The organism is Bacillus sp. BF2-3 (assembly GCF_008368795.1).
Taxonomy (GTDB): domain Bacteria; phylum Bacillota; class Bacilli; order Bacillales; family Bacillaceae_G; genus Bacillus_A; species Bacillus_A cereus.
Genome location: NZ_QOSA01000014.1, coordinates 25375 through 37580, shown reverse-complemented (window position 1 = coordinate 37580; position 12206 = coordinate 25375). Strand labels below are relative to the sequence as shown.

Below are 12206 nucleotides of genomic sequence, written 5' to 3'. Positions count from 1 at the left end.
TATTACATTTGTGCAAGTACAATTTTAAATTTCAGAATTTATAGACATTTATCTCTCAAATACCATTTCTATACTACACAAAATGGTATAATCATACTGTTATTTCACAAAACAGCAAGGGGTGTCACTTATGGGAGAAAGGCAAAGAAAAGTAAAAGTTTTACTAAACAAAGGTGGAATTGATATAGAACATCTTGAAATTGTTCCACTTCATGAGAATTTCAAAGAAATTCTGAAATGTGAATGGATTGAGTTTAATTCACTAGGTGGCGGATTTGTGGGAGTCTGTGACGCCCAAGCAAAGTTAAAAGATTTACAAGAAAATCCTTTTGGATTTAGGGGATCAATGATTTTGTGTAAAGTTTATGAGGGTAATGAAGAACATCGACAAGGTGAATTTATAGATATCACAATTGAAGATGAAATAAAAGTAATTGGCGTTTTTGCTTACGCATTGTATGGAGAAGATGCATTTGTTGATGATGATGAAGAGGAAGAAAATGATACATTTTTAGAGGTAATCCCAGGTGGTAAAGGCACTTCTAATAATATAGATTAAATCCATATAAAACCAATGGGTTTTAATCTGTTGAAACGCTATATTTTATGGTATAATTAGTGATTGAGGGTACATTTTTTCAAGAGAAAAAGGCAAACAATATAAATACTTTCTGAAAGTGTTCAATTCAAGTTCAACAAAAAGCATTTGTTATTCTATAACAAATGCTTTTTGACAAATTACATTCTTTTTTATAACATAAAAAAGGAATTGAGTGTACGAGACTCAATTCCTTAGGTGAAGTCATTTGCCAACGAATACCTGGTGAAAGAATCCTTCTTTTATGATTGGATTCTTTTACTTTGTTTTGAGCATGAAATGTAATACTGTATATGCCATTCTTCTTGTTGAGCATCCTCGTTTGAGTGCCAATTGTTGTAAGAGTTTTTGCTGAAATGGTGATAATTCAATTTCTACAAAATGCTGAAAAGCATGAGATTGCCTTACAGGTATATCCTCCATATAGATATAGTCTAAACCTTCTGTTACTAACTCCGATGCAATTTGATCTAAATTTTCGTTATACAATGCGAACTCTTCCAATCTTTCATGCAAATGTGGTTCTAATGAAATTAATAACTTCTTATTATTTTTTCGGAATTTCTGTTTCTGGCCTTTCCAGTAATTTTGCTCTTGCATAACTGCATGTAACATTTTAATTCCCCCTATTTATAATTTAAATTTTTATTTCTTCCTTAAAATCAAATCCTTACTTATTGTTTCTTACGGTATCAATTGCGGCTAAACAAGCGGCTATCCCAAGACGCTTTTCACTATATATTTTCTTGTTCACTGTTAGGTACCAGCACCCATTTTCTTTTACACTCAATAGATCGTCATATTGCCTCCCTAATTTTTCTAGAATAAAAGTGGATTCCTCAACAGGATTGAAATATTCAACTGGCATTCTAATAAATGGTGTACGATTCTTACCCCAATATGTACCGCATTTTTCTAGCCCCAAAAACTCTTTTGCAATGACATAATCTAGCCTTTCTGTTGCAACAGATAAATCATGATAAGGTATCCACCAATTAGAATCACTCATGGCCACAAATTCTTTTGCAATACTGTTGTATAAGATTTGGCAGATACTAATACCTTCAAAGTCATCTTGTGTGACAACAAAATCAGACTGTCTTAATTTGTGCCCGTTTTTATCCGTTGTACCAATTTCAAATTCTTCACTTTTCAATAATTGAACTGTTTTCATCACATGAAATTCCCCCTTTATTTCCTAAATGAACATGTTAAAATATTTTTGAAGGCATCTTATTTCTTGTGCCCTTCACCAATACGATCACTCATCACACTTCCCCTTTCTGTTGCTTTATGGCAATGGAAAGGGATTGTTTTGTAAAGCGGCTTTTACTTTCTTGCATAGCGTTTTGAAGCAATTTCAACTTTGTTTCTTTGCAAAGAACTCTCCATACAGATACACCGATTTTCATTTTCTTTCCTCCCTTTTATACTTCTTCTCCACACTCATGACAGACCGTTATAGATTCATCTGTTCCCTGGATTTCGATTGTTTGATTATCTACATGCCTACAAGAAATCTCTTTCTCTTCTATCTGTTTTTTCATATAAATTACGACTTCTTCAATGCAGTAATAACATAGTCTTCCTAACGCAAATCCTTCCGCGGCGATCTTTCCACACGCTCTACATTTGTAATCTTCCATATGATTGCTCCTTTCTCTCTTAAAGGACTAATTCACTAAGCTGACAGCAATCAACGCACTAATTAAGATCAAGCCAATAAATTGCATGGTATTCTTTAATGATTGAATCAATTTTTTCTCTCCTTTCTAGAGAGCTGATTTTAAAAATAGGCGTTCTTCCATATGGTTTCCCTCTAAAATCCATATAGGATACCCGAAAATAAGTAAGTGAAAAGCATCATAAAAATGGAGGTTGCAAAGAAACCATAAAACCAAATCTGATCGGAAACATTTTCTTCAATACCAAAATAACGATTTAACTTTTTGTAATTTTCTGAAATAAGAGAGTAAAATTTTTTGGAGGATTTAAATTTGTGGTGGGGTTGTGTTAAAATTAACTCACCACTTTTGATTTTTAAAAAGGGTTTTGTCAACACAATTCATCCTTTCTTGAATCAAAGTTTATAGGTTTTGAAAAAGTCCTTACTAAGTTGGCAGACCTGGGAAGGGCTTTTTCTTATACACTTTTACTTTTTCAATTCTTTTAGCGTTACATCCCTAAAAAACTGTGAATAGGATTTTTCGCTATCTTCAATACGTTTCCAGGCTTCTTCTGGTAAAGTGATGGAAACTTTTTTAGTAATTCCAAGAGATGGGCGACCAGCGCCTTCTCTTTTACCTCCATGTTTTTGCATTTTAGCTCCTTTCTTGATTTAAGTTACTTTTATTTTAATGTTTTAAGTTACTTAAATCAAGTGTTTTTATTTATTTTCTTTCGAATTTTTTCGACAAATAAAGCAAGGTGTCTTCCCACATTCATTAAATTTAATTTTTCACATCCAACTTTATTAGGGGTATCATAGAAATAGATTTTAATTTCATCAAGGAGGATTTACTATGGGATATCAACTATGGCTTAAAGAAAACTTAAAAAATATAGCTGAAACAAAAGGTTTTTCCCTCATTAATGGAAGAACCCATATAAATTCAGAAAAAGACACTCTAATAGAAATACCTAATCTAGATGAATTCCTAGATTTTCATGTACATGTGGAAAATAAATTATTATTTTATTCTTACTCCTATGATCCTAAAGAAAATTATATTATTCCTGACGAGTACCACCAAAAGTATGAAAATGAAATCCAGGAACAAGTAAGTCAAAAAATTAATGAATATAATAAAATAATAGATAAAATTGATTTTGATAAGCCCTCGGCTGTATTCATGTATTATATAAAAGAAGGGTTTTTATTTTTCAATGTTACAGAAAGAGAAGAAATTCTCGATCTCCTTGAATATGAAGATATGGTGGAGGTAATCCTTGAAGAAGTAGTGCAAGAAACTCCAGAAGAAAAGCTAGAAGAGATTAAGAGTCAACGTAAGAATAAAATTGACAAGCAAGTAAACGAATTAAAAGAAATTATTTTTGCCGATCCAAAATTTAAAAATGCTACAAACGCTTCATTGAGAAGGGTTTATTCATCTCAATTTTTCGAAGAAAATCGAGAGTATATAGAATTATTGCGTCATGCTGACTATTATCATCCTAGCATTTTTATAGAGGACATATGGAGAGAGTTCAAACAAAAGGGATTACATAAATAATAGCGTAACACCGTATACTGATTAAACTAAAATTTTAATATACCCCTAGAGTTCATCGGCCTATTCTGTTAGTTTTATAATCATCGTTATGTACTCCTGTTTTTAAAGATACAGATGCATTTAAAATGCATCTGTGTTTTCTATTTTACAACAATTTTCACTTTTGCCCCGTTTGGTAACTTCTCAACTTTATTACCTATATACGAACCAGCACCACGATTATCAGCTGGTTTTATGTGCCTTATGTCCGCACCTTTTCCACCTTCACGACAAAAAGCCATAGGGTATTCATCTCGATCATAGCCTTTTTTCGTTGGAACATTTGCTAAAGATTGTTTTCTTCTATCAGCGGCTCCTTCCCGATCAATTGTACAAATATCTGTCTTACCACTTGCAATCGCGTCTTTAATATGTGCCGCGGTTTCTGGATATTTATTTGATGGAAACTCTATAACTTGTGCAATATCTTGTGATCCACTTGTTTGTTTAGCATGATTTGAATTTTCGATTGCTGAACATCCCGAAAATAGTAATCCCATTACTAAAAAACTACTTACAGCCCCTTTAAAATTCATTATGCTCCTCCTTATGAAAATCTTAATTGAATTTGCTAAAAACATAGTCATAAAATGCATCTGCAACATTCTCCACAAGATGATAAGAAACATACTTCTCTAATGCTTTCATTAACATAGGCTTTTCATCTATAAAATTAATTGTGTAATCCATTAAGAAACTCCAATTCCAGAATGGAATTGCTATCAAACAACTATGTTTCATTTCATGTTCACAAAAATAAACCGTTGGTGATCCACATTGCTTTAATACTTCAAACTCAACACACTCCATTTGTTATCCCCCTTACTCTATAGTGTGAAATCCTCCATTGTTTTACGGATTTCATCAGCTTCTACACCAATGTATTGTAGTGTTTGTCTTTGTGTCGCATGACCAAATAACTTCATCAAATAATACACATCTTTCATTTTTTTATAATACTGATAGCCAAACGTTTTTCGCATACTATGTGTTCCCCAATGCTCCGAATCAATCCCACAAGCCTGTGCCGCTTTATGCAAAAACGTATGAGCCATTTGTCTTGTAATTGGCCTATCTCCTTGACGACTTGGGAATAACCAATCGGAATCTGCCATGTTACTGGTATATTTCGCAATCTCTTGTTGTAAAACCGTATTGAAATATACTTCTACGGTTGTATCTGTTTTTTCCATTTTAATTTTTATAACATGTTTCCCTCGAACATCTTTCACGCGCAATCGTAAAATATCACTAATACGTAAACCTGTGTTAATTCCAAAATAAAATAAAAAGTAATTTCGATATGAGGAATTTTGCAACAGCCAATCTTTCATGTCTTCAATTTTTTCTATTGAACGGATTGGCTCTTTTGCCCCAGGTTTTCGTCCCCCTTTCGCCATAAAAAATGACCTCCTAATTCTCTGTTGTAAGCTATAATATGTAAAACTTAGTTTAACTATAACTTTAATTTGTTAAACTGACAATCTTTTTCTTTTCATTTCACAGCGAAAAAAAACAGTAATACCATAGAAAAACGCATGATATCACTGGTTTTTATGAGTTTAACATTTTGTATGTTTTGTAAAACTTGTTCTGAAATTTTAATTTCTTTTACTTCGGGGAAATGAAAAGTTGGAATACCTAATTCTTGACTTATTTTTTCTTGATAATTATTTATCTTTATAGGTTTTGATCGAATTTTAATATTAAATACAATTTAACCTTCTAAAATATTACTCTTTTTATTTGTTCTCTATTATATTATTAATAACCAATCTATCTTTTCCAATTTTATGTATAGATTTATATTTTTTAATGGATTAATATTGATTAGAACACTATCCATTATTGTTTGACCATACCATAGTACTAAAATATGCATAATGTTAGAAGAATTTATAGACTTATAAAATATTATATAAGGAGTGTTTTTTTTGCAAAGTTTAGCGAATAAGTATTCTTTAGAAAAAAAGCTAGCTTCTACTAATCAAAGTAACCTTTATAAAGGATATAGTATTAAAGGAAGAAGGCCCTTAACTATAAAAATTTTAAATCAAAAATTCAGTGATTTAAATGCCGATGAATTACACGAAATTTTTTACAGAGATTCTAAAGCGCTCTCAATGATAAATCATTCAAATATCATTGAATATAAAGATTCTGGAATTGAGGGTGATAACTTCTACATAATAATGGAATACTTCGAAGGTGAGACTCTTGAAAAAACAATTAAAAATAATCAACTTTCTCATATAAATAAATTCGAAATAATGATTCAAATTTTAAACGGTGTTCAAGCTGCTCATGATAAAAGGATAATACATAGAGATTTAAAACCAGCAAATATATTGGTTAACTCAAACTTTGAAGTTAAAGTTATAGATTTTGGTATAAGTAAAATTATGGACATTTATACTTATAAAACGGGACACACATTAAAGGAATATATAACAAAAAGATATGCTTCTCCCGAACATTTACTTGGACAACAAATTGATTTTAGTAGTGATATATATTCTCTAGGAGCTATTTTTTATTATTTATTGACTGAAAAAGAACCACCCGAAGATAGAAAAGTTTTATATGAATCAATTGGGAACTTATCTGTATCTGAGACCGTAAAAGATATACTACAAAATGCACTTAGTTTTGAGAAATCTAAAAGATATAAAAGTTTAATCTCTTTTATTGAAGATATAAAAAAAGAAATTGAATTGAATACTGTGCATGGAAATATAAAACTGTTTATACCTCAGATAATTAATAAGAACCTTCTTGATATAGGTAAAGTTTCAAATGCAAATTTCAGAACGGTAAAAGATTATATTGAGAGAAGCTTAGTAGAAGCTAGTATCTATAAAACAGAGCAAAATTACTATTTAGTTGGGAACGGTGTTAAGTATCACATTAAACCCGATTTAAGTAAGGGTTTCTTAAGAGTATTTAGAGCATTTCCTATTGATATGTATCATGAAAATGAGATAGAGAAAAATAAGGGGATTGAGGTAAAATTAAACCTCGATATAATTCCATCACCACCACCAAAAATGGACAACTCCGAATTAGTCAAATTAATTAATGAGATTGACAGAAGTTTCGAATCCTTCAAGAATAAAATTGCTCAATCCGAAAAGAAAAATAAATTAATTTCAAATTGGGTTGAAGTTTTAAATACATTAAAACAAATTAATTTTAGTAGAGAACGTTTTGGTAATTATAAAAGCTATGAGTACGATAGTTCAAATAATTTTCTAACCATAAATATGGATGAAACTTTTGATTCCTCAATGCTACAAGATGGTGATTATATAAAGCTTCAAACTAAAACAAATAAATTTATAAGAATTGGACCTTTAAAAAACATTGATGGTAATTTATTGAAAGTAGCTGTACTTTCAGAAGTGGATCTTCAAGAAATAAGTAATCGTGGAGAGGCTCGAGTTGATGTTTCTTTGAGTAATCAAATGTATAAACGGTATAGTAATGCATTGTACTCATTAAAAAATAATGAATCCGTAAATCGTAATCTACTTGATTTTCTAATAGACCCAGCACAACTTACTATGAAGAAATTAGATTTGAATTTAAAATTTGTAAATAATAACATTGATGATGCAAATAAATCCGCAGTAATAAATGCATTAAAAACAAATGATATATTTTTAATCCAGGGACCTCCAGGAACTGGTAAATCAACAGTTATAACAGAAATAATAAATCAAATTTTTTTAGAGGATTTTGATTCCAAAGTTTTAATTACTTCACCTTCTCATGTAGCAGTAGATCATCTTTTAAAAAATATACTTGAAACACAATCTGATAAAAGAATTGTACGAATTGGTACTAGCGAAAAAATTTCGAAAGATGCTACAAATTTATTAGCAACTGAACAACTCAAACAATGGGCTAGAGAAGTAAAAACACATTCTATAAACAATACAATAGACTATATTGAGGAATCAGTACCTAAAGATAAAAGTTTAAGAAAATTTATGCAACATCGCTTGTTAAATAATCCACATATTAACCCAAAAGAAATAGATGTAAGATTATTTGAGCAAAAAACTGTAGAATTAATCAATATTATTAGAGATTGGACCAATAGATTAGAGCTGCTAGATGAATTTGATGACATTTTTGCTAGAGAAGCGTCAATAGTAGCAGCAACTTGCGTAGGAATTGCTTCACGCCATACTCTAAGAAACCTAACTTATGACTGGGTAATTATTGATGAAGCCGCTCGAGCAACTGCTCCAGAATTAATTCTACCTATGTTACTCGGTAAAAAAATAATATTAGTTGGCGATCATAAACAACTACCGCCAATAGTAAATTTAGTTCACGATAAAGGGTTAGAAAAACAGATAAATACTAAAAAACTTGAAAAAAGTCTATTTGAAGATATATTTGAAACCTGTACATCAGAAGCAAAAAAGACTTTGACAGCACAATTTCGCATGCATCCTGTAATTTCAAACTTAGTTAACACAAGTTTTTATCCAACATATAATATAAATACAAAAATAAAAGCTGAAAATAGAAAACATGACTTAGATTTTGATGAAGTTGTATTATGGCTTGACACTTCAATGAACTTAGATAATAAAGAAGAAAAATTTAAAGGTTCTTATAGAAATAATTTAGAAGTTCGTGTGATAAAAAAAGAAATTGAAAGAATAAATAAAATATATGCTGATAAAAACATTAATGCTAGTGTCGCTATCATTTCTGGTTACAATGCCCAAAAACAATTATTAATAAATAGTATTGAGCCTGGAAATCCAAAATGGACAAACATAAAGATACAAGTTGACAATATAGATGCCTTCCAAGGTTCTGAGTGTGACATAGTATTATATAGTTTAGTACGTTCAAATGAGAATTATGATTTAGGCTTCTTAAGGGATCAAAGAAGAGTAAATGTAGCTTTGTCAAGGGGGAAAAACTGTTTATATATCGTAGGAAATAAAGAATGTGTTCTCAACAGTAATGTTAAGCAAAAAGAAGGATTTGCTAAAGTAATACAATATATAAAACGTACTCCAATTAATTGTATTATTAAGGAGGCTCAAGTATGAAATTAGTACGAGATGCAGCTAAATCAGATTATCCAGACTATAAAATAATCAATATTACAACAGCAGGGTTTCCATTATTCAAAAAATCTGTAGTTTGCTTAGCTACTTTGCAAAAAGGGTTACCTGTAGTGATGGATTTCACTCTTAAATTACTTAATTTAGGACTTAATAAAAACCAGATATCGAAATTGCTTTCTATTGATGAAGTATTAATTAACAATGCGTTTTATGACTTAGAACGAAATAATATGTATGATGCTAAATTAAACAAGCTCACAGATGATGGAAGGAAGTACATAAGTACTAATAAGTATGAATCTTTACAAAGGGTAGAATTACCAATAATAGTAGATGGTTATTCTGGTTACATAAGCAAATCTAGAAACCACATTTCTAATAGAAGTGCAAAATCTTTAAACTTAAACACATTAGAACCGATTTTGGATAAACACAATAATAATAGTATACAAGGAAGGTATATCAAACAGATTTTGAAAGAATATATTACTGAAAACAATCTGGATTATGAAGGTGAATTAGTTGAAATTGTTAAAGTAATTAATAAAGAAACTGAATATATAAAAATGTATATTGTAGTTATGGAAAGTCCAGACGGAAGATGTAAATTAGTTGTTTATGATAAAAATACAAAAATTGACTATTTAGAATCTCAACTATATAGTGCAGAAGAAATAGGAATTAAATTTTTTGCAGATAAAACAATTGATTTGTTTTTAAATAACATAAATGAAAATGAGAATTTTGATCTAAGTGAAGAAGAAGAAATCCATGATATTTTAGATTCAAATTTTTTCAACAATGACTACAATCAGATTTATTTTGATATCCCTATGATAGAAGCATATAAAATCAATGACGAATGGATTAAAGATTTAGAAAGATATTTAAAAAGAAGATTAAATGTAAAAATCCGATTTAACGGTTCTAAATATCCAACGACTTACATTAAAAACAGAGTATTTGATATAATTATGTTGAGTCAAAAATACAAAAATTTAGAATTAGAACATAGTATAAATTATGAATATGCTAAAGTAATTTTTGATAAAAATTCAGGTTATATCGACAAAATTTCCAAATATAATTTACCCTTAATAAATAACTCTAGTTGTATAACTCATAAATTTTTCAAAGTAAATAATGTTCCTTCAGAACTATTTAAACAAAGTAATGCAAGTGGCAATGTAAAGTTTATTAGTAGCACTACTGAATTAAAACAAATAACCAAAAACATTATAGAGTCTGCGAAAAGCCTTGACATCGAAATGGAGAACTATTACGGAATCGGTTGGTTAGATAACGGAGAATTCCTTAATGAACATAATTTTGCCAACTTAAAGTTAGCAAGTAATAATAAGAATTTTAGTGATTTTACTAGAAACCTTAATGCTTCGATGGTTGAAGTAATTGAAAGAGTAGGAACAAATAATCAAATTAACAAATATTATTACAACGAATTTCAAACAAATTACCCTGACTTATTCTATGCATTAGATCGATTAAAAGTATATCGTAATTCAATGCAACATAATGATTTAAACTCACATACTTTGGAAAAATATTTAAAATATATAGAAACAGATTTAGGTGGATCTTTCCCTGAATTTCTTCCTAATGGATATCTAATACTACAGAGTGTAATTTTAAATGATATATATAGTGCAATCAAAAAAACCTCAGGGGCGTTAAGAAAGGTATTGCTATAAATTTCAAAGTTATAACAATAAAAAATATTTAATATACAAACTGCATTTTGATATCTATTATGTTATTGTATTTTTAGACTAACAATTAAATCAAAATAGATATAGATGTTTGGAATGTATATATAATTATACATAACTATTAATTGTAAGAATATCCATCCGTCTGATATCCATCACCTTTTCTTTTTTAAATGGCTCAAGTATGAATTAATGTGTAATTTCTATATGACAAATACAAAAAAGTACCTACTTTTATAGGTACTTTTTTGTATCTGATTAAAGGTGTATCTATTTCCAATAGCAATTTCATTTGTATTTTTAACCAAAGCTTAATAATTCTACCAAAGAGGAAATTTTCATCTACTTAACAATTAGAGTACATCATAATTCCCTTCTTTTTTCTTGGCTTTATATTTATTATTGGGTGTTTTTGCCCAAACCCCCGAAATGGGGGAATAAGACTATGTTATTTAGATGTTATACCCAATGTCAAAAAGTATACTTTTTGACATTGCTAAAAATCTAGAGTTTTTCATTTCAAAAATACAACTTATACTTATTTGAAACGTGTCAATTACATTGTATATGTTTTGACACGTTTATTTTAAAAAGAACTTAAAATCCTTTATTTATAAGGGTTTTGTTACTAATTTTCTTGCTATTACCCCTTCTCGAGGGGATGGACAAAGAAACCCTAGTATACAATAAATAGGAATAACATATAGTCATTTTACTATTTTATCAATACCGGTTTTGATATTATTACATTATATTTATTATTATATATTTATTATGTGTTTTTTAGACTAAAAAATAGGTACTGAAATTTTTATGTTAATTAGACTACATGGTTGTAAGAAAGGATTGTTGGTAGAATGGTATTTACAGATTTAGAACGCTCTTTACAACAGGGGTTTCTCACTGATATTCGAGGAATTGTTCGTACGCTTCTCCAGGATATGGACTATGTTGTTGTAGAGGAAGATAAATCTTTTATTACGGATGCGTTTGTTGAGCAAGTAATGGTCTATCTAGAAAAAACACGTTTTTTTCAGAAGTGGATAGAAGTGGATTTTTCTACTGTTAAGCTAACAGAGCTATTGCAACAGATGGAACACTCTATGCGGAGAAGAAAGTCTACCTTAAGACAGCGGAACTATTTTAACAGTTTACTATATGATTTAAGTCTGCGAGAAGATATTCCAAAGGATTATTTATATATGAAAAAGAGACTATTGCAATTGGAGCATCTGAAGGAACAGCAGAACAAGGAAAAACTTCAAAATTCGGTCTCTACGAAGCAAATTAAAGTATTAAAAATTTCTTGGAGGAAAACGTTTGGACGCGCATTAGAAATACCAGAGAATATAAAACAGAGTGAAGTAAATGAGTTATTTAGTAAAATACATCGGAAGCAATGTAAGATACAAAGAGGAAATAGGGAGAATTTTGAGGAATAATATAGTTATAAGAATATAGATACTTAGATGAAGCCCTTGCATATATAAAACATTGGCGGAACAAATAGATG

14 protein-coding genes are annotated in these 12206 nt (G+C 29.7%); 5 read left to right on the top strand and 9 right to left on the bottom strand.

Annotated elements, in window-relative coordinates; genetic code table 11:
• Positions 1 to 130 precede the first annotated feature (130 nt).
• Positions 131 to 559, top strand: coding sequence for a hypothetical protein (locus tag DN401_RS12490; RefSeq protein ID WP_149287710.1), 429 nt, complete (start codon positions 131 to 133; stop codon positions 557 to 559).
• A gap of 297 nt (positions 560 to 856) precedes the next feature.
• Here the strand turns inward: DN401_RS12490 and DN401_RS12485 are convergent, their stop codons facing one another.
• From DN401_RS12485 to DN401_RS12465, 6 genes are all read right to left on the bottom strand, one after another.
• Positions 857 to 1213 (bottom strand): hypothetical protein, encoded by a 357-nt coding sequence (locus DN401_RS12485; protein ID WP_000902061.1) that lies wholly within the window; start codon positions 1211 to 1213, stop codon positions 857 to 859.
• A gap of 55 nt (positions 1214 to 1268) precedes the next feature.
• A complete protein-coding gene (locus DN401_RS12480; RefSeq protein ID WP_002109175.1) occupies positions 1269 to 1772 on the bottom strand; it encodes a hypothetical protein in 504 nt (167 codons plus the stop codon).
• Between the two features lie 94 nt (positions 1773 to 1866).
• Complete coding sequence (locus DN401_RS29810) at positions 1867 to 2010, bottom strand: hypothetical protein (RefSeq protein WP_000690451.1); 144 nt, start codon at positions 2008 to 2010, stop codon at positions 1867 to 1869.
• 15 nt (positions 2011 to 2025) lie between these two features.
• Positions 2026 to 2244: a hypothetical protein gene (locus tag DN401_RS12475; RefSeq protein ID WP_149287709.1), complete on the bottom strand. Its 219-nt coding sequence runs from the start codon at positions 2242 to 2244 to the stop codon at positions 2026 to 2028.
• A gap of 173 nt (positions 2245 to 2417) precedes the next feature.
• The gene (locus DN401_RS12470; protein ID WP_253724515.1) at positions 2418 to 2660 is read right to left on the bottom strand and encodes a DUF3961 domain-containing protein; all 243 of its coding nucleotides are present in this window, start codon (positions 2658 to 2660) and stop codon (positions 2418 to 2420) included.
• A 90-nt stretch (positions 2661 to 2750) separates the two neighbouring features.
• Complete coding sequence (locus DN401_RS12465) at positions 2751 to 2918, bottom strand: hypothetical protein (RefSeq protein WP_001169068.1); 168 nt, start codon at positions 2916 to 2918, stop codon at positions 2751 to 2753.
• A 202-nt stretch (positions 2919 to 3120) separates the two neighbouring features.
• On the opposite strand from DN401_RS12465, the gene DN401_RS12460 reads away from it, so the two are divergent.
• Positions 3121 to 3831 carry a hypothetical protein gene (locus DN401_RS12460; protein WP_016123534.1) on the top strand — a complete coding sequence of 237 codons (711 nt, stop codon included), beginning with the start codon at positions 3121 to 3123 and terminating at the stop codon, positions 3829 to 3831.
• A gap of 140 nt (positions 3832 to 3971) precedes the next feature.
• Here the strand turns inward: DN401_RS12460 and DN401_RS12455 are convergent, their stop codons facing one another.
• The 3 genes from DN401_RS12455 to DN401_RS12445 are packed head-to-tail and all read right to left on the bottom strand — an operon-like array spanning position 3972 to position 5270.
• Positions 3972 to 4406, bottom strand: a complete 435-nt coding sequence (locus tag DN401_RS12455; RefSeq protein ID WP_149287708.1) for a NucA/NucB deoxyribonuclease domain-containing protein — start codon at positions 4404 to 4406, stop codon at positions 3972 to 3974.
• A 22-nt stretch (positions 4407 to 4428) separates the two neighbouring features.
• Entirely contained in the window at positions 4429 to 4680 is a 252-nt protein-coding gene (locus DN401_RS12450) for a hypothetical protein (RefSeq protein WP_149287707.1), read from the bottom strand.
• 17 nt (positions 4681 to 4697) lie between these two features.
• Positions 4698 to 5270, bottom strand: a complete 573-nt coding sequence (locus DN401_RS12445) for a tyrosine-type recombinase/integrase (protein ID WP_149287706.1) — start codon at positions 5268 to 5270, stop codon at positions 4698 to 4700.
• A 534-nt stretch (positions 5271 to 5804) separates the two neighbouring features.
• On the opposite strand from DN401_RS12445, the gene DN401_RS12440 reads away from it, so the two are divergent.
• The 3 genes from DN401_RS12440 to DN401_RS12430 all read left to right on the top strand — a co-directional run bounded on the left by DN401_RS12440 (position 5805) and on the right by DN401_RS12430 (position 12135).
• Positions 5805 to 8948 carry a serine/threonine-protein kinase gene (locus DN401_RS12440; RefSeq protein WP_016099469.1) on the top strand — a complete coding sequence of 1048 codons (3144 nt, stop codon included), beginning with the start codon at positions 5805 to 5807 and terminating at the stop codon, positions 8946 to 8948.
• On the top strand, positions 8945 to 10675 hold the full coding sequence (locus DN401_RS30150; protein ID WP_224765039.1) for a hypothetical protein: 1731 nt from the start codon (positions 8945 to 8947) through the stop codon (positions 10673 to 10675). Before DN401_RS12440 ends, DN401_RS30150 begins: the two co-directional genes overlap by 4 nt.
• Before the next feature lie 875 nt (positions 10676 to 11550).
• Complete coding sequence (locus tag DN401_RS12430; RefSeq protein ID WP_149287705.1) at positions 11551 to 12135, top strand: hypothetical protein; 585 nt, start codon at positions 11551 to 11553, stop codon at positions 12133 to 12135.
• Positions 12136 to 12206 lie beyond the last annotated feature (71 nt).